Source organism: Dyella sp. Tek66A03 (assembly GCF_052567735.1).
Genome location: NZ_CP199584.1, coordinates 893,174 through 919,125 on the forward strand (window position 1 = coordinate 893,174; position 25,952 = coordinate 919,125).

Annotated in this window: 20 protein-coding genes; 11 read left to right on the top strand and 9 right to left on the bottom strand. The window is 65.2% G+C overall.

The window, feature by feature from the left end; all coding sequences use genetic code 11:
- Positions 1 to 51: 51 nt before the first annotated feature.
- Positions 52 to 3,630: an ATP-binding protein gene (locus ACT01B_RS03915; protein ID WP_445146078.1), complete on the top strand. Its 3,579-nt coding sequence runs from the start codon at positions 52 to 54 to the stop codon at positions 3,628 to 3,630.
- A gap of 184 nt (positions 3,631 to 3,814) precedes the next feature.
- On the opposite strand, the gene ACT01B_RS03920 is transcribed toward ACT01B_RS03915, so the two are convergent.
- Positions 3,815 to 4,237, bottom strand: a complete 423-nt coding sequence (locus ACT01B_RS03920; protein WP_445146079.1) for a DNA polymerase III subunit chi — start codon at positions 4,235 to 4,237, stop codon at positions 3,815 to 3,817.
- A 68-nt stretch (positions 4,238 to 4,305) separates the two neighbouring features.
- Complete coding sequence (locus ACT01B_RS03925; protein WP_445146080.1) at positions 4,306 to 5,793, bottom strand: leucyl aminopeptidase; 1,488 nt, start codon at positions 5,791 to 5,793, stop codon at positions 4,306 to 4,308.
- 256 nt (positions 5,794 to 6,049) lie between these two features.
- Between ACT01B_RS03925 and lptF the strand changes: the two genes are divergently transcribed.
- The gene (gene lptF / locus ACT01B_RS03930) at positions 6,050 to 7,108 is read left to right on the top strand and encodes an LPS export ABC transporter permease LptF (protein WP_445146081.1); all 1,059 of its coding nucleotides are present in this window, start codon (positions 6,050 to 6,052) and stop codon (positions 7,106 to 7,108) included.
- The gene (gene lptG, locus ACT01B_RS03935; protein WP_445147421.1) at positions 7,108 to 8,208 is read left to right on the top strand and encodes an LPS export ABC transporter permease LptG; all 1,101 of its coding nucleotides are present in this window, start codon (positions 7,108 to 7,110) and stop codon (positions 8,206 to 8,208) included. The genes lptF and lptG overlap by 1 nt, the downstream gene beginning before the upstream one ends.
- Positions 8,209 to 8,291: 83 nt before the next feature.
- Here lptG and ACT01B_RS03940 read toward each other — a convergent pair whose 3' ends face one another.
- Positions 8,292 to 8,570 carry a hypothetical protein gene (locus ACT01B_RS03940; protein ID WP_445146082.1) on the bottom strand — a complete coding sequence of 93 codons (279 nt, stop codon included), beginning with the start codon at positions 8,568 to 8,570 and terminating at the stop codon, positions 8,292 to 8,294.
- Positions 8,571 to 8,696: 126 nt separating this feature from the next.
- On the opposite strand from ACT01B_RS03940, the gene ltaE reads away from it, so the two are divergent.
- Positions 8,697 to 9,716, top strand: coding sequence for a low-specificity L-threonine aldolase (ltaE, locus tag ACT01B_RS03945; protein WP_445146083.1), 1,020 nt, complete (start codon positions 8,697 to 8,699; stop codon positions 9,714 to 9,716).
- A 64-nt stretch (positions 9,717 to 9,780) separates the two neighbouring features.
- Here the strand turns inward: ltaE and ACT01B_RS03950 are convergent, their stop codons facing one another.
- The 3 genes from ACT01B_RS03950 to ACT01B_RS03960 all read right to left on the bottom strand — a co-directional run bounded on the left by ACT01B_RS03950 (position 9,781) and on the right by ACT01B_RS03960 (position 12,487).
- A complete protein-coding gene (locus ACT01B_RS03950; protein WP_445146084.1) occupies positions 9,781 to 11,034 on the bottom strand; it encodes a polyhydroxyalkanoate depolymerase in 1,254 nt (417 codons plus the stop codon).
- A 97-nt stretch (positions 11,035 to 11,131) separates the two neighbouring features.
- Complete coding sequence (locus tag ACT01B_RS03955; RefSeq protein WP_445146085.1) at positions 11,132 to 11,875, bottom strand: class I SAM-dependent methyltransferase; 744 nt, start codon at positions 11,873 to 11,875, stop codon at positions 11,132 to 11,134.
- A gap of 42 nt (positions 11,876 to 11,917) precedes the next feature.
- Positions 11,918 to 12,487 (bottom strand): RDD family protein, encoded by a 570-nt coding sequence (locus ACT01B_RS03960; RefSeq protein WP_445146086.1) that lies wholly within the window; start codon positions 12,485 to 12,487, stop codon positions 11,918 to 11,920.
- Here ACT01B_RS03960 and xerD point away from each other — a divergent pair.
- The 6 genes from xerD to ACT01B_RS03990 all read left to right on the top strand — a co-directional run bounded on the left by xerD (position 12,486) and on the right by ACT01B_RS03990 (position 21,203).
- The gene (xerD, locus tag ACT01B_RS03965; RefSeq protein ID WP_445146087.1) at positions 12,486 to 13,397 is read left to right on the top strand and encodes a site-specific tyrosine recombinase XerD; all 912 of its coding nucleotides are present in this window, start codon (positions 12,486 to 12,488) and stop codon (positions 13,395 to 13,397) included. The genes ACT01B_RS03960 and xerD overlap by 2 nt on opposite strands.
- Positions 13,398 to 13,496: 99 nt before the next feature.
- Complete coding sequence (locus ACT01B_RS03970; protein ID WP_445146088.1) at positions 13,497 to 14,276, top strand: DsbC family protein; 780 nt, start codon at positions 13,497 to 13,499, stop codon at positions 14,274 to 14,276.
- A 349-nt stretch (positions 14,277 to 14,625) separates the two neighbouring features.
- Positions 14,626 to 18,498 carry a phosphoribosylformylglycinamidine synthase gene (purL, locus tag ACT01B_RS03975; RefSeq protein ID WP_445146089.1) on the top strand — a complete coding sequence of 1,291 codons (3,873 nt, stop codon included), beginning with the start codon at positions 14,626 to 14,628 and terminating at the stop codon, positions 18,496 to 18,498.
- An 81-nt stretch (positions 18,499 to 18,579) separates the two neighbouring features.
- Positions 18,580 to 19,320 carry a hypothetical protein gene (locus tag ACT01B_RS03980; RefSeq protein WP_445146090.1) on the top strand — a complete coding sequence of 247 codons (741 nt, stop codon included), beginning with the start codon at positions 18,580 to 18,582 and terminating at the stop codon, positions 19,318 to 19,320.
- Positions 19,321 to 19,392: 72 nt separating this feature from the next.
- Positions 19,393 to 20,304, top strand: a complete 912-nt coding sequence (locus tag ACT01B_RS03985) for a glycosyltransferase family 2 protein (RefSeq protein WP_445146091.1) — start codon at positions 19,393 to 19,395, stop codon at positions 20,302 to 20,304.
- Positions 20,301 to 21,203 carry a DMT family transporter gene (locus ACT01B_RS03990; protein WP_445146092.1) on the top strand — a complete coding sequence of 301 codons (903 nt, stop codon included), beginning with the start codon at positions 20,301 to 20,303 and terminating at the stop codon, positions 21,201 to 21,203. Before ACT01B_RS03985 ends, ACT01B_RS03990 begins: the two co-directional genes overlap by 4 nt.
- A gap of 934 nt (positions 21,204 to 22,137) precedes the next feature.
- Here ACT01B_RS03990 and ACT01B_RS03995 read toward each other — a convergent pair.
- The 3 genes from ACT01B_RS03995 to ACT01B_RS04005 form a co-directional block, all read right to left on the bottom strand.
- Positions 22,138 to 22,641 (bottom strand): DUF2127 domain-containing protein, encoded by a 504-nt coding sequence (locus ACT01B_RS03995; RefSeq protein ID WP_445146093.1) that lies wholly within the window; start codon positions 22,639 to 22,641, stop codon positions 22,138 to 22,140.
- Between the two features lie 154 nt (positions 22,642 to 22,795).
- Positions 22,796 to 22,990, bottom strand: coding sequence for a YbdD/YjiX family protein (locus ACT01B_RS04000; protein WP_445146094.1), 195 nt, complete (start codon positions 22,988 to 22,990; stop codon positions 22,796 to 22,798).
- Between the two features lie 11 nt (positions 22,991 to 23,001).
- Positions 23,002 to 25,077, bottom strand: a complete 2,076-nt coding sequence (locus ACT01B_RS04005; protein WP_445146095.1) for a carbon starvation CstA family protein — start codon at positions 25,075 to 25,077, stop codon at positions 23,002 to 23,004.
- Positions 25,078 to 25,283: 206 nt separating this feature from the next.
- On the opposite strand from ACT01B_RS04005, the gene def reads away from it, so the two are divergent.
- The gene (gene def, locus ACT01B_RS04010; protein ID WP_445146096.1) at positions 25,284 to 25,823 is read left to right on the top strand and encodes a peptide deformylase; all 540 of its coding nucleotides are present in this window, start codon (positions 25,284 to 25,286) and stop codon (positions 25,821 to 25,823) included.
- Positions 25,824 to 25,952 lie beyond the last annotated feature (129 nt).

Below are 25,952 nucleotides of genomic sequence, written 5' to 3' on the forward strand. Positions count from 1 at the left end.
GTCGTTCTGGCGCGGTGGCTCTGGCATGATCGAGCCACTTGGGGGGAGTCCATGCTGTCGTCTTTGCTGCTCAGCGTCTTCCTGTTCGGAACCGCACCCACGGCGGCAGCGCCCACCGCTGCCGTCGCGCCTGCGGCTGCCCCCGCCCTGCCAACGCCGCAGTTCCGTCGCTACGGCACGGCCGAGGGGCTTCCCAGCAGCAGTGTGTATACCGTGGCGCAAGCGTCGGATGGCGCGATGTGGTTTGGCACCAAGAGCGGTATCGCCCGCTATGATGGTGTGGGCTTCAAGGTGTTCCGCCACGTGGCGGGCGAGCCGCAATCACTGTTCAACAATGGCATCTCCGCCCTGCTGTTCGACCGCGGCGGACATCTGTGGGCCGCCGGGCTGGAAGCGGGTCTCAATCGTTATGACGAACGCTCCGATGCGTTCCAGCATTGGGGCTACCAGCCGGAGGATCCGGCGAGCCTGAGCAGCGACAAGGCATGGTCGATCGCGCAGACCGGCGATGGCACGATCTGGGTCGGCACCGCGGCGGGTCTTGATCGCCTGCGCGTCGATGGTCGTGGCTTCGATCATGTGGTGGTGCCGCCGGCGGGTGATCATGCGGCTGCGCTGGGCACGGTCGGGGCCTTGTTCGTGGACACGCGCGGGCAGCTATGGGTCGGCAGCGACAATGGCGTTTTTCGTCGCGATGCGGCGGGTGGATTTCATGCGATCACCTCGGATCGGGCCGGGCAGGCGCTGGACGCCTGGCGCATCGACGGTGATGGCGACGAGATCCGCATCGCCTCGTCGCACGGATTGTTCGTGGTCGGCAGCGATGACGTCGCCCGGCAGGTCGGGCGTGGCGAACTGCCCGAAACCAATGTGCTGACCAGTGTGCGCGATGGTGCCGGGCGCTTATGGGTGGGCACCCAGCGTGGGCTGTTCCTGCGCAATGGCAAGGACGCGCCGATCCAGGGAGTGGTTGACCAGCCGGTGCTGTACGGCAATCTGCCGGGCACCTGGGTATGGCAAATCCAGGCGGACAACGAGGGCGGGCTGTGGATTGCCCTGTTCGATGGCGGTGTGGCCTATCTCGCTCCCGGCTGGAACAGCGTCAGCCGTTTCACCCATATTCCTGACGATGACCGGAGCCTGCGGGATTCCGTGGCTTATGCCATTGCCCGCGGCTGGGATGGCGCCATCTGGGTGGGCGAGCGTCATGGCCGCGTCGACCGGCTGTGGCCGTCCAGTGGCGCGGTCGAGCATGTGCTGTCCGGTTTGCGCGGCGATGTGTTGGGCATGACCCAGGATGCGCAGTCCCGGTTGTGGATCACCGTGCAGGGCGCCCTGTTTCGCTACAGCAACGGCAAGCTCGACATGGTGCCTTCGAGCAGCAAAGGCATGCGCCATCCGCTCGAAGTGGAGGTTGGTCCGGATAACAAGCTCTACGCACGTACGTTTGGCGAGGGTCTGTTCCGCGTCGATCAGGAGACGATGGAGGTCTCGCCGGTCCCCTTTGTACCGGCGGACGAAAAGGCCCGCTGGGGCAGCCAGATTACGCTCAACCGCGGCACCTTCTGGTACGCCAGCGATGGCGGCATGCTGCGCCTGGATCGCACGCGCGAACATTTCGAGCCGGTGCCTGGCGTCAACAACAACCAGGCCGTGGATGCCTTCGACTTTGGCGAAGACGGCCTGTGGATGGCCCGGCCCCACGGACTCGAGCACTATCACTACGAAGGTGCTGGTCTGGCGCTGGACCGCATCGTCGATGGGGCGCATGGGTGGCCGTCGATCAACGTGGTCGATCTGGCGGTGGACCGGCATCGGCGCGTGTGGATCTTCGGTCGCGATGGCCTCTGGCGTTTCGACCCGGCCAACGGCCGCTTCCGCGAACTCGGCTTGCAGGATGGCCTGAGCAATGGCGAGTTCCTGCGCGGCTTCGGTCGCGCTGCGGATGGCACCATCTATGCGCCCACGCTTGGCGGCGTGATGGGCTTCAATCCCAATCGCATCGACGAGCACGGCACGCCACCTCAAGTGGGGATCACGCGCATCAGCGTTCGTCGTGACGGCCTGCTGCAGGATATCCCGGTACCCTCATCCGGCGAGCTGTTTGTCGGCTGGAAGGATCGTGGACTCAATATCGAGTCACGCGTGTTCTCGTACATCGACCCGGCCGCCAACCGCTACCGTTTTCGCCTGCACGGCGTGGACGCAGGATGGGTGGACACCGGCAGCCGCGGCGAACGCGACTTCGCCGGCCTGGGGACCGGCGACTACACGCTCGAGGTGATGGCAGCGGGCGCCGATGGCGAATGGGTACGCCTACCGGCGCCCTTGCAGATCCATGTGCAGGCGCCGCCATGGGCACGGTGGTGGGCATGGTGCGGCTACCTGCTGCTGGCCGTGCTGGCGCTGTGGCTGGCCTTGCAGGCATGGCGGCGTCGCTTGGCCCAACGCCATCAGATCCAGCTGGCCGAGCAGCGCAGCCGTCTGGCAGAACAGGCGAGTGCGGCAAAAACCCAATTCCTCGCCACACTCAGTCACGAGATACGCACGCCCATGACCGGTGTGCTGGGCATGGCTGAATTGTTGTTGAGCACACCGCTGAGCCAGGTCCAGTGCAATTACGCCGAAGCCATGCAACGCTCAGGCGGCATGCTCCTTAAGCTGCTCAACGACGCCCTCGATCTGGCGCGTATCGAGGCGGGCAAGCTGGATCTGGAGCTCGCGCCATTCGACCCGCGTTCGCTGGTCGATGACGTGGCCCATCTCGAGCTGAGTCAGGCAAAAGCCAAGGGGCTGCGTTTCGATGTGGACATCGCCGTCGACCTGCCGCACCGCATGATCGGCGATGCCGTGCGCATCAAGCAGGTGCTGCTGAACATGGCCAACAATGCCCTGAAGTTTACCGAGCGCGGCGGGGTCACCTTGCGCGCGCGACGTACCGTGCACGGCTTGTGTTTCAGCATCATCGACACCGGTCCTGGCATTCCCGAGGCCAGCCAGGCGCGCTTGTTCGAGCGGTTCGAACAGGTGATCGGCCCCAAGCGGCGGGCGGGCAGCGGTCTTGGCCTGGCCATCTGCCGCGAACTGGTGGCGATGATGGGCGGCAGTATCGAGTTGGAATCGAAGGTGGCTTACGGCAGCACGTTCCATGTGCGCTTGCCACTGCCGCTCGCCGCGGAAGGGACCGAGCCCTCCACCGCGCGCGGCGAACGTGCCCCCGCGCCATTGCTCAACGTGCTACTGGTTGAAGACGACGCGATCGTCGCAGCGGTCATCCGCGGCCTGCTGGAGCGGGCAGGTCATGAGGTGCGCTATGTAGCCAATGGCCTGGCAGCGCTGGCCGAACTCGCCCAGGCGCCGTGCGATGTGATCCTGCTGGACCTCGACCTGCCAGGTATCGATGGCTTCCAGATTGCGCGACTGATCCGACAGCGCGAGGAACTGGGCCAGCACGTGCCGATCGTGGCGATCACCGCGCGCTCGGGTGGTGACGAGGAGGCGCTTGCGCGCGCCGCGGGCATGGATGGCTTCCTACGCAAGCCGCTCACTGGCGAGCAGCTGATCGACGCGATCATGGAGCATCTGGAGCCGTCGGAAGGGAATGTGCGGGAGGTGGCCCATGTGGAGTGATCTGGTGACGTCGCGGTTTTATTTTGTAGGAGCGCACCCTGTACGCGACAAACCGGCAGGAATGCCGGTTTGCACAGCGTCAGCTGCCCGCGGGACGACGGCCTAGGATGGCCCGAGTGAAAATCCTACATAGCCGCAATACCGTAATCGCGCACAGGGTGCGCTCCTACATCGTAGGGGCCACCTACATATCGAACTTGTTCACCTCAAAACCACGCCGCTTGTACTCGCCCCAGCGCGTCCGCGACCCCTCGCGTTCCGCCGGATCGGCAGCTACCACTTCGAGTACGCGATCGCATTGGCCCGCCGGGCAGACCTCACGCAGATTGATCTGCAACGGCCTGTCCGCCGTATCGATACCGGGCGGAACGATCAGCACGGCCGTGTTCGCGTCGTCATCGTCACCGGCCAGCTGATGCGGGATATAGCCATCCTCTTCGAACGCCCACAGCATTTCGTCGATCGCCTCCGCCTGGGCGAAGTCGCGGGCGAGAATCAGCGTGGGCTGTTGCGATGCATAGGCGCGCTTGGCCAACTCGCACACCAGCAACAGCGGTTGCTCGCGAAAGCGCGGCTTGTCGATCAGATAGAAATCGGCACGAGGCATGGGCGGGAGCCGGGACGAGTGGTTGGGATCGTCATTCCGGACTATGCCGGAATGACGATGGCTGGAACTTAGACGCTGCGATCGATCAGCCACTGCACCAGTAGCGACACCGGGCGGCCGGTGGCCAGGCCCTTGCGGCCTTCGTCCCAGGCGGTGCCGGCGATGTCCAGATGGGCCCAGCGCTGACCTTCGGTGAAGCGCGCCAGGAAGCAGCCCGCGGTGATCGCGCCCGCGTTCTTGCCGCCGATATTGGCGACGTCGGCAAAGCCCGATTCCAGCTGCACCTGATATTCGTCCCACAGCGGCAGGCGCCAGGCACGATCGAGCGCGTGTTCACCGGCGGCAATGAGTTCGGCAGCGAGGTCGTCGTGCTTGCTCATCACGCCGCTGGCATGTTTGCCCAGGGCGATGACGCAGGCACCGGTAAGGGTGGCAGCATCGATCAGTACCTTCGGCTGGAAGGTCTGCGCGGTGTAGGTGAGTGCGTCGCACAGGATCAGGCGACCCTCGGCGTCGGTATTGAGCACCTCGATGGTCAGGCCCGAGAGGCTGGTCAGCACGTCACCCGGACGGTAGCTGTCACCGTCGGGCATGTTTTCCACGGCCGGCACCACGCACACCAGGTTGACCGGCAGCCCGAGCTTCACGGTCGCCACGAAGCTGCCGAGCACGCCGGCGGCGCCGCCCATGTCGAACTTCATCTCTTCCATGCCAGGGCCTGGCTTGAGGCTGATGCCGCCGGTGTCGAAGGTGATGCCCTTGCCCACGAAGGCATACGGCTTGTCGCCCTCGGCACCGCCCTTGTACTCGAGCACCACCAGCTTGGGCTTGTTGGCCGAGCCGCGGCCGACCGCCAGCAACGAGCCGAAGCCGAGTTCGCCCATGACTTCGTGATCGAGCACCTTGCAACTGACCTTGTCGTGCTGGTCGGCGAACCGGCTGGCCTGGTCAGCGATGTAGGCGGGGTTGCAGATGTTTGGCGGCAGGTTGGCCAGCTCGCGCGCAAAGCGCACGCCTTCGGCCATGGCCACGGCCTGGTCGAGGCCAATCTGCGCCTCGTGGCCCGCGGCCAGGGTGAGGGCGCCCAGCTCCGGCTGGGGACTCTTGTCGCGGGGCTTGAAGGTGGCGGTGTAGCGGTAGGCGGCGTGGTCGGCGGCCAGCGCGGCGGTGCGCACGCGCCAGATCGCATCGTGGCCGGGCACGTCGACTTCGCTGAGGTAGGACACGGCGCTGTCGATCGGCAGGCGGCCGAGCGCACGTACGGCTTCGCTGTTCACGCGCTGGTAGCGTGCACCATCCAGGGTCTTCTGCGTTCCCAGTCCCACCACCAGCACGCGCTTGGCCGTGACGCCCTCGGGCGCATACAGCAGCGTCGTGGTGCCGGCCTTGCCGTTGATGTCACCGCTCTCCACCTGGCGCTTGATGGCGCCATGGGCGGCGGTGTCAACGCGGGCGGCGGCACTGGTGAGCACACCGTTCTCATAGACGCCGACCACCACGCACGGGGTATCGACGGTTTCGGGAGCGGCGGAGCCAAGGCTGAACTGGAGAGTCATGTGATGTCCTGCAGAAAGGTCCGGAAAGGTTCGGACAGGCTAAACTTGGGGTTTGCCGGCCCCGAAAGGCGCGGCGCCAAGCCCTTCATCTTATCGCATGTCGAGAACCTGTCCCCATGACCCGGGCGATAGCACGTACACTTAGCGGTCGTTTCCCGTCCTGCAGGCGCGTTCCCAGCGCCGCGGGCTACTCCGAGCGTGAGGACCGTTTCTGAGCATCCTCGATCGATATTTCCTGCGTGAGCTGGCTCAGAACGTGGCCGCGACCGCCATCGTGCTGCTGGCCATCATGTCCGGCACGCAGTTCGCGCACGTGTTGCAACAGGTGGCGAACGGCAGTTTTCCGGCCAGCGTGATGTTCCAGGTGCTGGGCCTGAACATGCTTACCGGCCTCACGACGCTGTTGCCGCTGTCGGCCTTCCTCGGTGTCTTGCTTGGCCTGGGTCGCATGTATCGCGAGAGCGAAATGCATGTGCTTGCCTCGTCGGGCATGGGTGCCGACGGTCTGTTGCGCCCGATGGCGATACTCGCGTTGAGCGTGGCCGTCCTGGTCGGCGCGGTGTCGCTATGGCTCGGACCGTGGGCGGTGCGCACCTCGGACGCCCTGGTGGCCGCGGCCAATCGTTCGGTGATCGCCGCCGGCCTCGATGCCGGACGCTTCACCGAGTTGCCGGGCCGGGGTGGCATCATCTTCGTGGATGAGCTGAGCCGCGATGGCAGCCAGCTCGGCAATACCTTCATCGTGACCGAGCGCGTCGGCGTTGACCACGTGACGCATGTGAAGCTGGTGACCGGCAAGCGTGGCCAGCTATATCAGGAAAGCGATGGCAACGACCGCTTCCTGGCGTTGAAGGACGGCTGGCAGTACGACCTGCCGCTGGGCGCGGACAACTGGCGCAAGATGAAGTACGAGCGCAACGACGCCTCGCTGTCCAGCGTCCAGTCGGACAACAGCGATGAGGATCCCGCCGCTTCGTTGACCACGATGGCGCTGCTGCGCACGGAGACGCCCGATGCCCGCGCCGAGTTCGCCTGGCGCACCATCGCACCGGCGATGACCCTGGTGCTGCTGATGCTGGCCATGCCGCTTTCGCGACAGACACCGCGCGAGCCGCGCTTTGGCCGCCTGCTGCTGGCTGTGCTCAGCTTCTACTTCTATTACCTGCTGCTGGCGTTGTGCCGCGGCCAGATCATCAAGGGCCACTGGCACCACGCAGGACCGATGTGGATGGTCAGTTTGATTGTGTTCGGCATTGCCGCGTGGATGTTCCGTAGCCAGTACGTCGAGCGCAAACCCCGCAGGCTAGCCGCGTGATTGCCGCGCTGCGCGTCAAGCGGGTCGACTGGCTCGTCGGCATCACCGTGCTCAGCGCCATGCTGATGGTGTGGCTGGTGATTACCGGCCTCGATGCGGTGTTCCAGTTCCTGCGTCAGCTCGGCAACGTGGGCAAGAACGGCTTCACCTTGACCAATGCCATCGTCTACGTGCTGGTGACTTTTCCGCGCCGCCTGTACGAGATGTTCGGCAATGCCGCGCTGATCGGTGGCTTGTTGGGCCTGGGCGGACTGGCTAGCAGCAACGAGCTTACGGCACTGCGTGCGTGCGGTCTTTCCAAGTTGCGCATCGCGGTGGCCGCGGTGGGTGTGGTGGCCATTCTTATTGTGGGCGTGGTGATCCTGGGCGAAACCGCGGCGCCCTGGGGCGACCAGCAGGCCCAGGCCATGCAGTTGCGCCTGAAGACGAACAATGTGGGGCTGGGTGGCGCGTCCGGCCTGTGGGCGCGCGACGGCGATCGCATCATCAATGCCAAGGGTTGGACGGCCAAACGCAATGGCACGCACGCCACGGTGGAGTTGCACGATGTGCGCGTATTCACGCTCACGCCCGACGGGCAGGTGACTCACTTCGACTGGGCGCAGACGGCCGAGCACGATGGGCGGCAGTGGGTGATGAGCCAGGTGCGCAGCTCCACGCTCGACGAGCAGGGCGTGCATAGCACCGCGATCCCCAGCCAGCGCTGGGATTCGCACCTCAATCCGCAGGTGCTGGAGCAATCGGTGATCCAGCCGCAATACCTGCCGATGCGCGATCTGCGGCGCAATATCTCCTATCTGGAAGCGAATAATCAGAACCCGGGCGTGTATGCCTCCGCGTTCTGGACGCGTGCGCTCTATCCGCTCAACGTGCTGGTGCTGGTGTTGTGCGCCATGCCGTTCGCGTTCGGCACGCTGCGTTCGGGTGGCCTGGGCAAGCGCATGTTTATTGGCATGCTGCTCGCCATCGGCTGGTACTTCCTGCAGAAGGCGATGGTGAATTTCGGCACGGTCTATGGCGTACCGCCATTTCTCGCGAACTTGCTGCCCGCCGTCGTGTTGGCCTTGGCCGCCTGGCTTTATTTCCGCAAGAACGGCTAAGCGAGCCTTTGCCTCTCCCCTCCGGGCGACTTGAAGATAGTCCCTGTGGGAGAGGTGGGCGGCCCAGCCGCAGGCAGTCGAGCTTACGTACTGCTCCTTCTGAGGAAGCCGAGCTTGGCGCTCAAGGCGATCTCGAACACCTCATCGAATGCCTTCATCACGACCTCGCATGCCTGTTCGCTCTGGCCGGTTTTGCTGGCCATCTCGGTGATGACACGGCCGTGATCATGCTTGATGCCCTTGAACTTGTTGGTCAGGGCATCGCCGCAAATAGCTTCGAAAGCCTTCAGGGCCGCCGCGCACTGCGCCGGCGGCTGTCCCGTCTTTGCGGCAACTTCCCTGATCACATCCTGCTTGTTCATGGTGATGGCTCCTTGTTGCCCGCAAGCGTAGGTCCAGGCGTCCATGCGCTTCATGATCTGGAAGCGCTTGCCTGACAGCCGGCAAGTGCGCAAGCTGTTCGCCTGTTTTCCCAGCGAGCGACCACCGTGGAACCGATCGACCTGCGTAGCGATACCGTCACCCGTCCCACCCCCGCCATGCGCGCGGCCATGCTGGATGCCGCCGTGGGCGACGACGTGTATGGCGAAGACCCGACCGTCAATGCGCTGCAACGTCGCGTGGCGGACGACCTGGGCTTCGAAGCGGCGCTGTTCGTGCCCACCGGCACGCAGTCGAACCTGCTCGCGCTGATGGCGCACTGCGAGCGCGGCGACGAGTACCTGGTGGGCGCGGACGCGCATACATACAAGTTCGAAGGCGGTGGCGCGGCGGTGCTGGGCTCGATCCAGCCGCAGCCGATTCCTCACGAAGTCGACGGTTCGCTACCCTTGGACAAGGTTGCCGCGGCGATCAAGCCGATCGACCCCCACTTCGCCCGCACGCGCCTGCTTGCCCTGGAAAACACCTGGCACGGCCGTGTGCTGCCGTTGGACTATCTGCGTGCCGCGCATGACTTCAGCCGCGAGCGTGGGCTTGGCCTGCATCTGGACGGCGCGCGCATCTACAACGCGGCCGTCGCCAGTGGTGTGCCGGCACGCGAGATAGCGCGGCACTTCGATAGCGTGTCGGTCTGCCTGTCCAAGGGGCTGGGCGCGCCGGTGGGCTCGGTGCTGGTAGGTACAGCGGCGCTGATCGAGAAAGCACGCCGCTGGCGCAAGGTGGCGGGCGGCGGCTGGCGTCAGGCTGGCCTGCTGGCGGCGGCTGCCAGTTATGCGCTGGACCATCATGTGGTGCGCTTGGCCGACGATCATGCGCGTGCGGCTACGTTGGCGGCCGGCCTGGGAGAAATTCCCGGCGTCAAGCTGCTGGGTCACTTCACCAATATGGTTTTTGTCGATGTGCCGGCTGACCGTCTACGCGAACTGGACGTCCATTTGCGCGAGGCCGGCGTGCGCATCAGCGTCGGTTATCTGCCGACATTGCGACTGGTGACGCATCTGGACATCGACGATGAGGGCATCGCGCGCACGGTCGATGCGTTCCGGCGGTTCTTCGTTCGTAGCTAGGCCGTTGCCTGCGCGCTCGCTGTTGTAGGAGCGCACTCAGGCGGTCTGCCCTGCGTCGGTTCGGTCAGCCCTGGGGGCGATCGAACTTGCGGATGAAATCCTTGACCTGCGGATAGACCACTTCGCGCCAGCGCCTGCCGCTGAAGATGCCGTAGTGGCCGGCGCTCTCGATCACCCGGTGCATGCGGCGATCCACCGGGATGCCGGTGCACAGGTCGTGGGCGGCCTCGGTCTGTCCGAGACCGGCGATATCGTCCAGCTCGCCTTCGATGGTGAGCAGCGAGGTGGTGGTGATCGTGCTGGGCTTCACGCGCTCGCCGGCCACATCCCACAGGCCGCGCGGCAGCAGGAACTGCTGGAACACGGTGGCGATGGTATCGAGGTAGTACTCGGCCGGCATGTCGAGCACGGCGTTGTACTCGTCGTAGAACTTGCGATGCGACTCGGCATCGTCCTCGTCGCCGCGCAGCAGGTCCTCGTAGAAATCCCAGTGCGAGTTGACGTGGCGGCCCGGGTTCATGGCGATGAAACCCGCATGCTGCAGGAAGCCCGGATAGACCTCGCGACCGCGCCCCGGATAATTCGGCGGCACGGTGTGGATGACGTTGCCCTTGAACCAGCTCAGCGCCCGCGTGGTGGCGAGGTTGTTCACCCCGGTCGGATTGCTGCGCGGCTCGATCGGGCCACCCATCATGGTCATGCTCAGCGGCGTCTGTTCGCCGCGGGCAGCCATCAGCGACACGGCAGCCAGCACCGGCACCGTCGGCTGGCACACCGAGATCACATGCAGGCGATGTGCGCCGATATGGCGGATGAATTCCTGGATATAGGCCACGTAGTCGTCAAGATGAAACGCGCCGTCGCTGGTCGGCACCATGCGCGCATCGACCCAGTCGGTGATGAATACCTTGTGGTCGTGCAGCAGGGTACGCACGGTGTCGCGCAGCAAGGTGGCGTGGTGTCCTGACAGCGGCGCCACCAGCAGCACGACGGGATCGTTCTTCAGCTTTTCGATGGTGTCCGGATCGTCGCTGAAGCGCTTGAAGCGCTTGAGCTGGCAGAACGGCTTGTCCAGCACGACGCGCTCGATGACGGCGATCTCTTCCCCATGCGCATTGACCTGCGGCAGGTTGAAGGTGGGCTTTTCGTATTCCTTGCCCAGTCGGTGCAGCAGTTCATAGCCGGCGGCAAGGCGTTGCGCCCCCGGGACGTGCGACAGCGGACTCGTGAGGTCGCTGAACATCTTGGCGCTGGCGTCGGCGTAGTGGCTCAACGGGCCGAGGATGGCGCGTTGCCACTCGTGAATCTGATACAGCATGGGGGCGAAACCGGAAGGATCGAAGGGCATCATCTTACCCGGTTTGAGCGCCTCGTGCTGCGCCGCCGCATCGTCTCAAGCCTGCTGAATCAGTTGCTTACGCGCGCCCGCAGAGCAAAAGGATCTCGTCGACGTCAGCCGTGTCATCCAGTCCGGGCCGCCATTGCAGCGATTTCTGGAAATGCAGCCCCCATGGCATGAACACGCGGTTGTACCACCACATCGCACGTTCCCGGTGGTGGGTGAGGTACCACTGGCCCAAGGCGAGCAAACGGGGCGAGGAAGGTTGCATGCCGTAGACCGCGCTGCGCTCGACGCGCCAGCCATGGGCGGCCAGTCGCTCGGTGATCTCGATGGGCTCGTAGCGGCGGTAGTGGCCGACAAACTCGTCAAAGCCCGTCCAGGCCTCCGGGTGCAGCGGCACCGACACCAACAGGCGCGCGCCCGGGGCCGCCACCCGTTGCAGTTCACGCAGGGCGGTGCCGTCGTCCACCACGTGTTCCAGAATGTCCAGCGCGCAGATCAGGTCGAAGCTGGCATCCGCGCAGGGCAGGGCGCCGATGACACCACGCATGGTCATCGCCCCGTGGGCGTGAAGAACATCGAGCGCCGACCGGCTCAGGTCGACAAAGCAGGTGCCATCCAGCGGCAGGCGCGGGCGCAGGCCGGGCGCCACCTCGACGCGGCGCAGCGCGGCGGCAGCCAGCTCACGGACCAGCGGCCAGGTATTGAAGCGACTCGGATCGACCAGTCGGGAGCGGCCCCACAGCGACTCATAGAACTCCCGGTTGATGCGGGTCAGGTCGGCGTCGGTACGGGGCGAGAGCGCGAGGTTCTGCATGCCCTCAGTGTTGTCAGTCGAAGCCTGACGTAGACGTGAAGCTCAGCCGATCCGCCGCAGCTCGGTGCGGGCCGCGAGATCATGTACGGCGCGGCGCCGCGGATCGAAGGCCGCCGTGGCAAACCACGCAGCCCAGCCGATGACGACCGCCCACACGGCGCCACGCGTGCCGATCCAGGGGGCCAGCCCCAGCAACAGCATCGGCAGGGCCGCCACCAGCAGGCGTACCAGGGCCTGCGCCAGTGTCGGGCGGCCGCCGTCGCTGGCCGTAAGGCGGATGCGCCAGGGGCGCATCCCCAGGGTCTGGCCACCGCGCAGCCACGAGACGACGAAGTAAGCCGACACCATGAGCGCCTGCACGGGCTGGTACCACCAGGCGATCTGGGTACGACCGTCCGTACTGATCAGGGTGCCCCCGGTGAGGCGCTGGCAGACATAGCCCACCACCATGATGATCGCGACCACGGCCAACAGGTCGTAGACCAGGGCGACCAGGCGGCGCCACAGCGGACAGGTCGGATCGGCGGAAAGCGTGCTGGAGGTCATCGGAAGCGCGGCCGGTGATGATGAGCGCTTGCACGCGACGTGGCCGGCGGCGAGCATCGCGTCCATGCAGGAAGAAAAACCAAGTATCACCGATGCGGACCGCCGCGGCATCGACGCCTTCATCGAGCGCGTCTGGTCCGAGGATGGTCTGGCCAATCGCACGCTGGAAGCCTATCGCCAGGATCTTGAGGCGCTGGCGCGATGGCTGGCCACGCAGGGACTCGACCTGCGCAGCGCGCAACGCCAGCACCTTTCCGCCTACCACGGCAGCCAACGGGTCGCCGTGCGTTCGCTGGCGCGACGGCAATCGGCGTTCCGCCGCTACTACGCCTTCCTCGCGCGCACCGAGTCAGGCTTCGACGATCCGACCCTGCTTATCGAGCGCCCCAAGACGCCACGCAGCCTGCCGAAGGCGCTGGCGGAACGCGAAATCGAGGGCCTGCTCGACGCGCCGGACCTCACCAGCACGCTGGGTCTGCGCGACCGCGCCATGCTGGAGCTGATGTACGCCTCGGGCCTGCGTGTGTCCGAACTGGTGGAGCTGCCGCTGGCCTCGCTCAACCTGCGCCAAGGTGTGGTGCGCGTCACCGGCAAGGGAGGCAAGGATCGCCTGGTGCCGATCGGCGAGGTGGCGGCGGAGCGGATCGAGGCCTACCTGCATGGCGCGCGCCCCGCACTGGCACGGGGACGTCAGCCGGTCGCCCTGTTTCTCAGCAATCGTGGCGCAGGCATGACACGGCAGATGTTCTGGACCCTGGTCAAGCGCTATGCGCTGGTGGCCGGCATCACGCCCAAGCGCATCTCGCCACATGTGTTGCGCCACTCCTTCGCAACGCACTTGCTGAATCACGGCGCGGACCTGCGCGCCCTGCAGATGCTGTTGGGCCATAGCGCGCTGAGTACCACCCAGATCTACACCCTGGTGGCGAAGGAAGGCCTGAAGCGCTTGCACGCGCAGCACCATCCGCGCGGATAAGGCAGGCGGGGTTGTCGCGGGGTGCCCAGTGTCCGACGGAACCATTCAGTCGCCTGTGCCAGAATGACGGATTCCCCGCGTTTTCGTCCGCGGAAACGCATGCTTGTGAGGTTCGAGATGTTCAAGAAGTGGTTGCTGGCGCTGTGCGTCAGCGGGTTCGCGCTCAACGCCTGTGCCGCCAGCGACGGCGCCGCCGCGACTCCCGAGGACACCGTGCGCAAGGCCGTGCAGTCGGTGGCGCCAACGATAACCATCGATTCGATCAAGCAGGCCCCGTTGCCGGGCTTCTACCAGGTGATTGCAGGTGGCCAGCTGGTTTTTGTCAGCGCCGACGGCAAGTACATGTTGAACGGCGATCTGCTCGATGTGGCCGCCAAGAAGAACGTGACCGACTCTGGCTGGGCCGCGTTCCGCAAGGCCGAGCTGGCCAAGGTGCCCGAGTCCCAGCGCATCGTGTTCGGTCCGGCGAATCCGCGCTACAAGGTCACGGTATTCACCGATGTGAACTGCGGTTACTGCCGTGCGTTGCACGAGCATGCGGCGGCTTTCACCAAGGCGGGCATTGCCTTGGAGTACGTGGCGTGGCCGCGCGATGGCGTGACCGATCCGGCGGGCCGCAACACCCAGATCTACAACGAGATGGTCTCGGTCTGGTGCGCTGCCGACCGCAAGGCGGCCTTTACCGCAGCGAAGGAAGGCAAGACGCCCAAGTCGGCGACCTGCGCCAATCCGGTCAAGGATCAGTTTGAGCTGGGTGTGAAGTTGGGCGTCACAGGAACGCCGACGATCTTCGCGGAAGACGGCACCATGCTCGGCGGCTATGTGACGCCGGAGCAGATGCTGCAGTTGTTGAACAAGGGCAAGGCGGCGGGCGGCTGAGGAGCGGGCTCCGCGCTGATCGTCCTCAAAAGCCCAATCGCCGTTGTAGGAGCGCACCCTGTGCGCGATCACGGCGTTACTGCTACGTAGGTTTTACTCGGGCCATCCCTGGCCCTCGCCCTGCGGGCATGTGCAAACCGGCGTTCCTGCCGGCTTGTCGCGCACAGGGTGCGCTCCTGCGCACGCCTTCCGGGCCCAGGGTGCGCCATCGGCGCGGTGCCACGCGCCGCGGATGGCCATGGCGCCCAAAGCCAGAAAATCCCTCCAACCCCGCTCGAATGCTGCGTCGCGGTAGCTTTGACCCGCCTTCGGGTACAATAGGCGTTTTCGCATAGCTCCCGTTCCCCGAATGATCGCACTCGACGGGCAGAGCGCCCTCTCCCCTTTCCGCCTCGAACGCCTGAACGCCCGCCTGGAAGCCATTCATCGTGGCACCCGCGTGCAGTCTTCGTGGTTTGTCTATTTCATCGACGCCGCGGTGATGCCGGAGGGCGAACAGCGCCGGCGTTTGCTGGAGGTGCTTGAGGCCAGGGATGCGGCGCCGGAAACGGCATCGCTCTGGGTTGTGCCGCGACTGGGCACCATCTCGCCCTGGTCTAGCAAGGCCACCGACATCCTGCACGGCGCCGGCTTTGACGTGCATCGCGTCGAGCGCGGCACGGCCTGGCTGGTCGCCGGTTTGCCTGACCCAGGCTCGCCGCAGCACGAAGCCGTGATGACGGTGCTGCACGATGCGATGACGCAATCGGTGCTGACCAGCCTGCAGGACGCCCAGGGCCTGTTCCTGGCGGGTCAGCCGGGTCCGCTGGTGCATATCGCCCTTGGCGGCGATGCCCGCGCGGCGCTGGCCAAGGCGAATGCCGAACTGGGTCTGGCGCTGGCTGACGACGAGATCGACTACCTCGCCGAGCGCTATGCCGAACTCGGTCGCGATCCGACCGACGCCGAGCTCTTCATGTTCGCCCAGGCCAACTCCGAGCATTGCCGCCACAAGGTGTTCAACGCGAGTTGGACGCTGGACGGCAACGAACAGGAAAAGAGCCTGTTCGGCATGATCAAGAACACCCATCAGCATTCGCCGGCGCATACGCTGTCCGCCTATAAGGACAATGCGGCGGTGATCGAAGGCTACGAGGGCATGCGCTTCTTCGCCGATAAGGACGGCGTGTGGCGCGCCCACCAGGAGCGCGTCGATTACGCGATCAAGGTGGAGACGCATAACCATCCGACTGCGATCGCGCCGTGGCCCGGCGCGGCTACCGGCGCGGGCGGCGAGATCCGCGACGAAGGCGCCACCGGTCGTGGTGCCAAGCCCAAGGCCGGCCTCACCGGCTTCTCCGTGTCCGATCTGCGCATCCCGGGCACGCCGCGACCGTGGGAAGTGGATCGCCCGCTGCCGCCGCACATGGCCACCGCGTTCGAGATCATGCGCGATGGCCCGTTGGGTGCGGCCGCGTTCAACAACGAATTCGGCCGTCCCTGTCTGGGCGGCTATTTCCGTACCTACGAGCACGAGACCGGTGAAGCCGGCGTCCGCCGTGGCTACGACAAGCCGATCATGCTTGCCGGCGGCCTGGCCAATATCCGCAGCAGCGACGTGCAGAAGCGCGACGTGCAGCCCGGCAACAAGGTGATCGTGCTGGGCGGCCCGGCCATGCTGATTGGCCTGGGCGGCGGTGCCGCTTCGTCGGTGGCCTCGGGCACCTCGAGCAAGGAACTGGATTTCGCCTCCGTGCAGCGTGACAACGCCGAGATGGAGCGCCGCTGCCAGGAAGTCATCGACGCGTGCTGGCGCCGCGGCGACAAGAATCCCATCGTCAGCGTTCATGACGTGGGCGCGGGCGGCTTGTCCAATGCCATCCCCGAGTTGCTCAACGACGCTGGCGTGGGTGGTCGCATCGATCTTTCCCGCCTGCCGTGCGATGACCCCTCGTTGTCGCCGATGCAGGTATGGAGCAACGAGTCGCAGGAACGCTACGTACTGGCGATCGGTGCCGAGGATCTGGCCGAATTCGAAGCCTACTGCGCACGCGAGCGCTGCCCGTATGCGGTGGTGGGCGACGCCACGGCCGAGCGTCAGCTGGTGCTGCATGATCCGCGCACCGACACCCTGGTGATCGACCTGCCGATGGATGTGCTGTTCGGCAAGCCGCCGCGTATGCATCGCGATGCCACCCGCTTGAAGCCCCGCGTCGACCTGGTGCCGGATCTCACTGGCATCGGCATGGACGAGGCGCTGCTGCGCGTCCTGCGCCTGCCCACCGTGGGCAGCAAGAGCTTTCTTATCACCATTGGCGACCGTACCGTGGGTGGCCTCAACCACCGCGACCCGATGGTCGGTCCGTGGCAAGTACCGGTCGCCGATGCCGCGGTCACCATCACCGATTTCGACGGCTATACCGGCGAAGCGATGGCGATGGCCGAGCGTGCGCCGGTGGCCTTGCTCAACAGCGCCGATGCGGCGCGCCTCGCGGTCGGCGAAGCCATCACCAACCTGGCTGCCGCGCCCATCGCTGCGCTCAGCGAAGTGCGCCTGTCGGCGAACTGGATGGCGGCAGTGAACTATCCGGGTGAAGACGCGGCACTGTTCGACGCCGTGAAGGCCGTCGGCATGGAGCTGTGCCCGGAGTTGGATATCTCGATCCCGGTCGGCAAGGACTCGCTGTCCATGCAGACCGTGTGGCAGGACGGCGACCAGCCGCAGCGCACGGTATCCCCGGTCTCGCTGGTGATCACCGCCTTCGCGCGCGTGACCGACGTGCGCCGCACGCTGACGCCGCAACTTCGCCTGGACCGTGGCGATTCCGAGCTGTGGCTGCTCGACCTCGGTGCCTGCCGCGACCGCCTGGGCAGCTCCGCGCTCACCCAGGTCTTCAACCGGGGTGGCGGCGTGCCGCCGGACCTGGATGACGCGAAGCGCCTCAAGGCACTGTTCGAGCTGATTCAGGAAGCGAACGCGAGTGGGCTGCTGCTGGCCTATCACGACCGCTCCGACGGCGGCGTCATCGTGACCTTGCTGGAAATGGCCTTCGCAGGTCGTTGCGGCCTCGAGATCCACCTCGACGGTTGGGCCGAAGCCACGCTGCGCGCGCTGTTCAACGAAGAGCTTGGCGCGGTGGTGCAGGTGGCGTCGGCCAATCGCGAGGCGTTCGAGGCGCTGCTGGTCAAGCACGGCCTCACCGGCATGGCTTATCGCATTGGCCGTCCGAAGGAAAAGCTTGGCATCAAGCTGTTCCACAACGGCGATACGCTGTTCAAGTGGAATTGGACCACGCTGTTCGAAGCGTGGAACGAGACCAGCTACGCCATGCAGCGCCTGCGCGACAACCCCATGACGGCCGATGCCGAGCGCGAGTGGCGCCTTGACGATGCCGACCCGGGCATCACCCCCAAGCTCAGCTTCGATCCGGCTGATGACATCGCCGCGCCATATATCGCAAAGGGTATCGCCAAGGGTGCGAAACCGCGCGTTGCGGTGCTACGCGAGCAGGGCGTCAACGGCCAGGTGGAAATGGCCGCCGCGTTTACGCGCGCCGGCTTCGAGGCGGTTGACGTGCATATGTCCGACCTCGCCAGCGGCCGTATCAAGCTGGCCGACTTCCGCGGCTTCGCCGCCTGCGGTGGTTTCTCCTACGGTGACGTGCTGGGCGCCGGTCGTGGCTGGGCCACGTCGATTCTGTACAACGACTTCCTGCGCGCCGAGTTCAGTGCCTTCTTCGCCGACAACACGCGCTTCGCGCTGGGCGTCTGCAATGGCTGCCAGATGATGAGCCAGCTCAAGGACATCATTCCGGGCGCACAGCATTGGCCGAAGTTCCTGCGCAATACGTCGGAGCAGTACGAGGCACGCCTGGCCACGATCGAGGTGCTCGATTCGCCGAGCATCTTCTTCAAGGGCATGGCCGGTTCGCGTATCCCGGTGGCGGTGGCGCATGGCGAGGGGCGCGTGAGCTTCCCGCAGGCGTGCAGCCCGTCCAAGTCGGGCGGCGCGCTGCGCTATGTCGACAACCGCGGCCGGCCGACCGAAGACTATCCGCTGAACCCGAACGGTTCGCCGGGCGGTCTCACCGGCTTCACCGCCGCGGACGGTCGCGTGACGATCCTGATGCCGCACCCCGAGCGCGTGCACCGCTCGGTGCAGATGAGCTGGCATCCGGAGAAGTGGGGTGAGGATTCGCCGTGGATGCGCATGTTCCGCAACGCACGGGTGTGGTGCGGCTGATGGTTCGGGGCCACGCTGGGAGCCCGTTCCGGTTCTCGGCGTGGCTTGCACGGTTCGCGCGGGCATAACGTGACTTCCCTGGTGGCGCGCTGGCTCCTACGAGTGCTGCCGGCGGTGGCGTGGACCTGTCTGGTGGGGTTGCTGCCCTGGTGGACGGGTTTGCCGTTGCTCTTGCTACTGGCCGTGGGCGCCGTCGTCTTTGCGCGACGCATCGTGCATTACGCAGCGCTTTGTCGTCGCGGTTTGCGTTGGGGCTTGCCGGGCTTGCTGTTTGCGATTCAACGGGCGCTGGGTGGCGACCTGGTGGCCTGGGGCGCTGCCTTGCTGGGAGCGCTGGTGGGCTTTTCGCTGGTGGCGCTGATGGAGTCACTGCTGGATAGGCGTGTGCGGCGATTGCCGTATGCTTCGCCTTCACCGAATTGGCAGGAGATGGCGCTGGCGCCAATCGGGCCGCCGACGCATTTCATCGAGTTGTCGCGCGCAGCATGGTGCGAGGCAAGTGACGAATTGACCGATCCTCGCGGGGACCGCGTGCACTACGAAACCCATAGGAGTGATCAAGGACGCTACGTGTTCGCGAAGGGGCGGGTGATCGACCAGGTGAGTCCACGTTGCTGTTTCGGCCCGGGCGGACGCTGGTTCGTGGCCAGCCTGCCTGAAGGGCGGGGCGACCTCTTGTGGGATCGTCAGGCCGATCGCCTGCACCGTCTGCCGGGGTGGGAGTTATGCGGTTGGCAAGGCGAGCAACCCTGGCTGGCGCAAAGCCCCGACGGCGTGCCGACGTCGCTGCACGAGGTGCTGGGGCAGGGGCACATTTCCTAGCTACGTAGCGCTACGCTTCCGCCACCTTTCTTCACGCCTCGACACGCAAGTCCTCGCGCATACTTGGATCCAGTGAACACTACCGCCCAAACATCCTTGTCCTCGGTATTGCCGGTCAGCGTGATCGTGGTCGCGGCCGACAGCGGCCCATCGTTGCGCGAGTGCGCGCGCCGCGTGCTCGCATGTGAAGTGCCGCTGGAATTCATCCTGGTCGACAATGCCTCGGGCGATGGTGTGCCCCAGGCCATCGCGCGCGCCTACGAGAGCGACGCGCGTCTGCACATGGTCTACAACCACGCCAACCTGGGCTTTGGACCGGCCGTGAATCGCGGCGTGGCGCAGGCCCATGGCAAGTCGGTGCTGGTGCTCAATCCGGATTGCCTGATCGACACCGATACGTTGCGGCGCCTGCTGGAGATGCTTGCCGCGCATCCGCGTGCCGGCGTGATTGGCGCCGTCGTGTGCGACGAGCACGGCGTCGCCGACCCCGCCTCGTATCGTCGCGATCCCTTGTTGAGTCGCGCCTTGAATACGCTGTTCAAGCGCGCTGGCGGAGGCGTCAACATCGAAGGTCCGATACCGCATGAACTGGTCGAAGTGGAGGCGGTATCGGGGGCGCTGATGCTGTTGCAGCATCGTGTCTTCGACTATCTCGCCGGTTTCGACGAAGACTATTTCTTGCATTGCGAAGACCTGGACCTGTGCCGCCGCGCGCGTGATGCCGGTTACCGCGTGATGCTGGCAGGTGACGTGCGCGTGCTGCACGGCAAGGGCAGTTCGAGCCGGCATCGTCCCGTGTTTGTCAGTCGACACAAGCATCGCGGCATGTGGCGCTGGTTCCGCAAGTTCGATCCGGCCGCGCGCAAGCCGTGGCTTTCGGCGCTGGTGTGGCTTGGCATCTGGACGCACTTCTTGCTGTTGATCCCCGGGCAGTGGCTTCGACTGCTGCGGCGCAACTCCGCCAGCGGGCATGCCGACGCATGAGCGCTTTGTCGTCGCGTACGGCGATGCTCGCAACGGTCGGGCTGATTGCCGTCACCGCCGTATGGGGCTCCACCTTTTTCCTGATCAAGGATCTGGTCGCGCGCATGCCGGTGGCCGACTTCCTGGCCGTGCGCTTCCTCATCGCTGCGCTCACCATGCTGGTGTTCTTCCGCCGGCCATTGCTGCGCCTGAGTCGGCGCGAATGGGGGCAGGGGCTCGCGCTTGGTGCGATTTTTGGCATCGCGCAATTGCTGCAGACGTCCGGCCTGGAGCACACCTCGGCGAGCATCAGCGGCTTCGTCACCGGTATGTACGTGGTGTTTACGCCGCTGCTCGGCACCGTGTTGTTGCGCCAGCGCCTGCCGCCCATCACGTGGATTGCGGTGTTGCTTTCGGTGGGTGGCCTGGGCCTGCTCGCCTTGCATGGCCTGAGCATCAGCTACGGCGTGTGGCTCACGCTCGCCTCGGCGGCCCTGTATGGCTTGCACATCGTGGGGCTGGGCGCGTGGTCACGCGCGGGGAGCGCCTTCGCGCTATCCACCGTGCAGGTGATCGTGATTGCAGCCGTCTGTTTGCTCGCGACCTTGCCGGCCGGTCCCGGCTTGCCGCCTGATCGTGGTGCCTGGATAGCCGTCGTCTACATGGCCCTGGCAGCCGGTGCGGGCGCCATGTTGGTACAGACCTGGGCCCAGGCGCACCTGTCACCGACGCGGGCGGCGATCGTGATGACCTTGGAGCCAGTATTCGCCGCGGCGTTTGCGGTGAGCTTTGGTCATGACACGCTGACCTGGCGCATGCTTGCCGGCGGTGTGTTGGTGCTGGCGGCGATGTATCTGGTGGAACTGGTGCCGCGGGGTGGGGTCGCCTTGCAGGCGGAAGGGTTGCATCACGAGGTGTGATGTCGGTGGTTCGTTGCCGTCGCGGTTTGTCGGGCCGAGACCCTCCACTTTTGCTCGTCATGCCAGCGCAGGCTGGAGGCGCTTTACAACGGCGAACCTGGTCATCCAGTGTCTTTCGCCTTTGTATGCGTGGTTGCGACCTGGCCCGCCTGCCGCGGGCCTCCGCCCTCCTGCCGGAGGCCGGGTCACTTTTCTCTGTTTGGCCAGAGAAAAGTAACCAAAAGAGAGGCCACCCCGATGGCGCGCCTTCCGGGCTACGCCCTCCAGGTGCGCGGGTGGGTTACGGAGGTTTGTCGACAGGGCCTCCTGCCCTGACGACAAACTGGCCGGCGTCCTGCCGGCCACCCTGCGGGCTTTTCCTCCACCCACCCGCCGCGCCATAGGGGCTCGAAGAGCAGCAGAGCAGGGGCAAGAGCCAAAGCAAAACCCCGCTGCGCCCGGCTTTCCTGTAGGAGCGCACTCAGTGCGCGAAAAGCCAACGGAGCGGTAACGCCGTGATCGCGCACAGGGTGCGCTCCTACAACGACGGCTCTGCTTTTGACGTTTGGGACCCCTGTGCGGCGGTGAGGGTCGGACGATCAGGCCCGCAGGGGGATCGACAGGGATGTCGATCCCTTTTCGTCAGGGCAGGAGCCCTGTCGAAAAGCCCGGCCGACCCTCACGGACTTGTCGAGCTTTAGCTCGGCAAGCGCCAAGCGGGGTGCCCTTCTCTTTGGTTACTTTCTCTTGGGCACGCAAGAGAAAGTAACCCGGCCTCCGGCAGGAGGGCGGAAGCCCGCCGCAGGCGAGCCAGATCGCGATGGTGTGCAGAAAAGTGAAAGTCACTGGTCCCTAGCGTGACTGGCCATTCGGCTGTTAAGAGCCGATGGGATGACGAGCGACAAGGACTGAGTCCTGGCTTGACCAGCTTCACGCGCGTGCAGAAGTCGCGCGCTCACTTCGCCTTCGGCGGCCGCGGCTGCAACGCAATCCTCACCAGATAAATCACGATGGCGACATTCGCCACCAAGGCCCCCAACTTCAACCAGCTGAAGCGATGCAGCGTCTCGTAGAACTCGACCGGTATCAGCGAGCCCGTGGCGATCACTGTGAACCACTCAGCCCAATGCTTGCGCAACCACAGCCCGGTACCTTCGGTGGCGAAGATCGCCGCATAGGCCAGTGCCACCAGCCCGATCGCGACGAACTTGCTCGGGCCCATCTGCTGCAATAGTTCGACCAGACGCCAGCGCAAGCCATTGCTGTCGCTGAGCGACAAGTGTTCCAGCCAGTGCACCAGCTTCTCGAAATTCTGTTCGCGATCCAGGTGAAACGCAAAGGCCGCCACCAGAATCAGGCAGACGGTTTTCACCGCCTTGTAGATGGCGATGACACGCAAGCCGATGCTGTGCTGCGCTTCGACTTCCGAGGTGGGCTGGGTGAGGTGGTGTTCGGTCATGGTGAGACGTGTGGCTCAGGGCATCGCATATTCACGGCACGATGATGAAGGGAAAGGCACGGAAAGCCCAGCGCCATCCGTCATGGCGCTAATGCAAACGAAAAAGGCCACGCCCCGCGTCGAGGCATGGCCTTTTCGGGGACAGATCGTCGGCTCAGCAGCAACGTCCGCCGGTGCCCTTGTAGCGGGCGATCTGGCGCTCGCGGAAGAATTCCTTGTAGCTGGGCACCGGGCGCTCGGGATGGTGTTCGCGCAGATGCTTCACGTAGACGTCGTAGTCGGGGACGCCGCACGAGAGGCGGGCGGTTTGCACCGCCCACTTCCATATGGCCTGCAGGTTCGCTTTCATGGTTGCAGCCCTCATTGGGTGGGCACGCTCCCCAGTGCCACGTACGGTTCCTCGTGCGCGGTCGGGTGGTTGACGCGCCATGCCTTGAGTATCGCGTTGATGGTGAAGCCAAGCATGGTGAGGATCAGCAGGATGAAGATGCCGGTGAGCGCGGCGTCCACATAGTTGTTGGTGATGATGCGCTGCATTTCGTCCATGCTCTTGGCGGGCGCCAACAGTTTGCCGTCGGCGGCGGCATCGGCATACTTCTGCGCCGCGGCAGAGAAGCTGATCGGACCGCTGAGTTTCTGCCAGCCGGCGGTCAGCGTGCACACCACCAGCCACGTAGCGGGAATGCCCGGCACCAGTACGTAGCGCTCGCGTTTGAGCTTGACGGTGACCACGGTGGCCAGCATCAGCGCGACCGCAGCGAGCATCTGATTGGCGATGCCGAACAGTGGCCACAGGGTGTTGATGCCGCCCAGTGGATCGACCGCACCCTGGTACAGGAAGTAGCCCCACAGACCGACGCAGATGGCGGTAGCGAGCAGGTTGCCGGTCCACGATTCGGTGTGCTGCAGCGGTTTGTACACGAGGCCCGCGATCTCCTGGATCATGAAGCGGCCCACGCGCGTACCGGCATCCACCGTGGTGAGGATGAACAGCGCTTCGAACAGGATGGCGTAGTGGTACCAGAACGCCATCATGCCTTCGCCTGGAATGATGCCGTGCAACAGCTGGGCCATGCCTACGGCGAGTGTTGGCGCACCGCCCGCGCGGCTGAGAATGCTCTGCTCGCCGATGTTCTTGGCGGTATTGAGCAGCTCGTCCGGCGTCACCACGAAGCCCCATTCGCTGATCGTGGTGGCGGCCTGCTGTGCGGTGGTGCCGATCAGGGCGGAGGGCGAGTTCATGGCGAAGTACACGCCCGGGTGCAGCGATGCGGCCGCGATCAGCGCCATGATCGCGACGAAGGCCTCCATCAACATGCCGCCGTAACCGACCATGCGGGCCTCGCCTTCACTGGCAAGCAGTTTCGGCGTGGTGCCGGAGGCAATGATCGAATGCCAGCCCGACACCGCGCCGCAAGCGATGGTGATGAACAGGAACGGGAACAGGTTGCCCTGGAACACCGGGCCGGTGCCATCGATGAACTTGGTGACGGCTGGCATCTGCAAGGTCGGCGCGGCCAGGAAGATGGCCAGCGCCAGCAGCAGGATGGTGCCGATCTTGAGGAAGGTGGACAGGTAGTCGCGCGGTGCCAGGAGCAGCCATACCGGCAGCACCGAGGCGCAGAAGCCATAGGCGATCAGCAACCAGGCGAGCGCCTTGGCGTCAAAGTTGAACATCGGAGCCAGCGTCGGCGAGACGCTGACATGCGCGCCGAACCAGATCGAGGCCAGCAGCAGCACCAGGCCGATGATCGACACTTCGAGAATCTTGCCGGGACGAATCCAGCGCAGGTAGATGCCCATCAGCAGCGCGATCGGAATGGTGCAGGCCACCGTGAACGTGCCCCAGGGGCTATGCGTCAGCGCCTTGACCACGACCAGGGCGAGCACCGCCAGCACGATCATCATGAGTACAAGCACGCCGAACATGGCGACCACGCCGGCCACGGGCCCCAGTTCGTCGCGCAGCATGTTGCCCAGCGAGCGGCCATCGCGACGCAGCGAAAGGCCGAGGATCATGAAGTCCTGCACCGCGCCTGCAAACACCACGCCGAACAGGATCCATATGGTTCCAGGCAGGTAACCCATCTGCGCCGCCAATACCGGACCTACCAGAGGACCGGCACCGGCGATCGCGGCAAAGTGGTGGCCGAACACCACCCACTTGTCGGTCGGCACGTAGTCGAGACCGTCATTGCGCAGTACCGCGGGGGTGGCCCGGCTCGGGTCCATGCGCAGGACGTTGTCGTTGATGAACTTGCCGTAGAAGCGATAGCCGATCAGGAATACGGCGATGGCGGCAGCCACCACCCAGATGGCATTGATCGGCTCACCTCGGCGCAGGGCGACGACGCCCAGGCACCAGGCGCCGACGATGGCGATGACGGCCCAGAGGATCTTGCCGGCGGGACTTGGTCTGGCAACGGCGGTGTGCATGCGCGATGTCTCCTGAACGGTCGACAACAAGGGTCGTCCCCGTTGCCCCGGTGGTCAATGCCATTATGCGCTTGCCAACATTAGCCATTGGTCGAATGTCCCCCATGGCGCACGCCACGCTGGAATCGTCATCCGCGCGCTAGACTGGCGCTTCGGCCGGCCCAGCGCTCGGTGGGCGGCAAACCTGCGACCTAGCGAGGCGTTCCATGATCCGAGAGATCCTGAAGATGGGCGATCCACGGCTGTTGCGGGTGGCGCCACCGGTGCCTGACGCGATGATCGGCAGTGCCGGGCTGGATTCGCTGATCGCGGACATGTTCGAGACCATGCACGATGCCGGCGGCGTTGGCCTCGCTGCGCCGCAGATCGGCGTTGACCTGCAGTTGGTGATCTTCGGCTTCGACCAGTCCGAGCGTTATCCCGATGCGCCAGCGGTGCCGCGTACCATCCTGCTAAACCCCATGATCACGCCGCTCTCACAGGACATGGAAGAGGGCTGGGAAGGTTGTCTCTCGGTGCCGGGGCTGCGTGGGGTGGTGAGCCGCTACTCGCTGATCCGCTATCAGGGGCTGGACCCGAAAGGCGAGCGCATCGACCGCAATGCCGAGGGCTTTCATGCGCGAGTGGTGCAGCACGAGTGCGATCACCTGATCGGGCGCTTGTATCCGTCGCGCATCACCGACTTCAGCCGGTTCGGGTATACCGAGGTGCTGTTCCCGGGGACGGATCCGGGCGCGGACGAGTAGTCGTGCTTTGCTCCCTCTCCCCGCTGGGCAGAGGGAGCAAAAGCCTGTGGCGCGCACTTCGACCCTCCCGCCGTAGGGGAGAGGAAAAAAACTCATTGCGTAACCCCTAAAATCTGGCAAATCTACGCG

Coding starts and splice junctions, on each gene's coding strand:
- ACT01B_RS03995 (WP_445146093.1), bottom strand. CDS start 22,641: ATGACCGAACACCACCTCACCCAGCCCACCTCGGAAGTCGAAGCGCAG.
- ACT01B_RS03915 (WP_445146078.1), top strand. CDS start 52: ATGCTGTCGTCTTTGCTGCTCAGCGTCTTCCTGTTCGGAACCGCACCC.
- purL (WP_445146089.1), top strand. CDS start 14,626: ATGATCGCACTCGACGGGCAGAGCGCCCTCTCCCCTTTCCGCCTCGAA.
- ACT01B_RS03920 (WP_445146079.1), bottom strand. CDS start 4,237: ATGCCTCGTGCCGATTTCTATCTGATCGACAAGCCGCGCTTTCGCGAG.
- ACT01B_RS03960 (WP_445146086.1), bottom strand. CDS start 12,487: ATGGACGCGATGCTCGCCGCCGGCCACGTCGCGTGCAAGCGCTCATCA.
- xerD (WP_445146087.1), top strand. CDS start 12,486: ATGCAGGAAGAAAAACCAAGTATCACCGATGCGGACCGCCGCGGCATC.
- ACT01B_RS04005 (WP_445146095.1), bottom strand. CDS start 25,077: ATGCACACCGCCGTTGCCAGACCAAGTCCCGCCGGCAAGATCCTCTGG.
- ACT01B_RS03990 (WP_445146092.1), top strand. CDS start 20,301: ATGAGCGCTTTGTCGTCGCGTACGGCGATGCTCGCAACGGTCGGGCTG.
- def (WP_445146096.1), top strand. CDS start 25,284: ATGATCCGAGAGATCCTGAAGATGGGCGATCCACGGCTGTTGCGGGTG.
- ACT01B_RS03950 (WP_445146084.1), bottom strand. CDS start 11,034: ATGCTGTATCAGATTCACGAGTGGCAACGCGCCATCCTCGGCCCGTTG.
- ACT01B_RS03970 (WP_445146088.1), top strand. CDS start 13,497: ATGCTTGTGAGGTTCGAGATGTTCAAGAAGTGGTTGCTGGCGCTGTGC.
- ACT01B_RS04000 (WP_445146094.1), bottom strand. CDS start 22,990: ATGAAAGCGAACCTGCAGGCCATATGGAAGTGGGCGGTGCAAACCGCC.
- ACT01B_RS03925 (WP_445146080.1), bottom strand. CDS start 5,793: ATGACTCTCCAGTTCAGCCTTGGCTCCGCCGCTCCCGAAACCGTCGAT.
- ACT01B_RS03940 (WP_445146082.1), bottom strand. CDS start 8,570: ATGAACAAGCAGGATGTGATCAGGGAAGTTGCCGCAAAGACGGGACAG.
- ACT01B_RS03955 (WP_445146085.1), bottom strand. CDS start 11,875: ATGCAGAACCTCGCGCTCTCGCCCCGTACCGACGCCGACCTGACCCGC.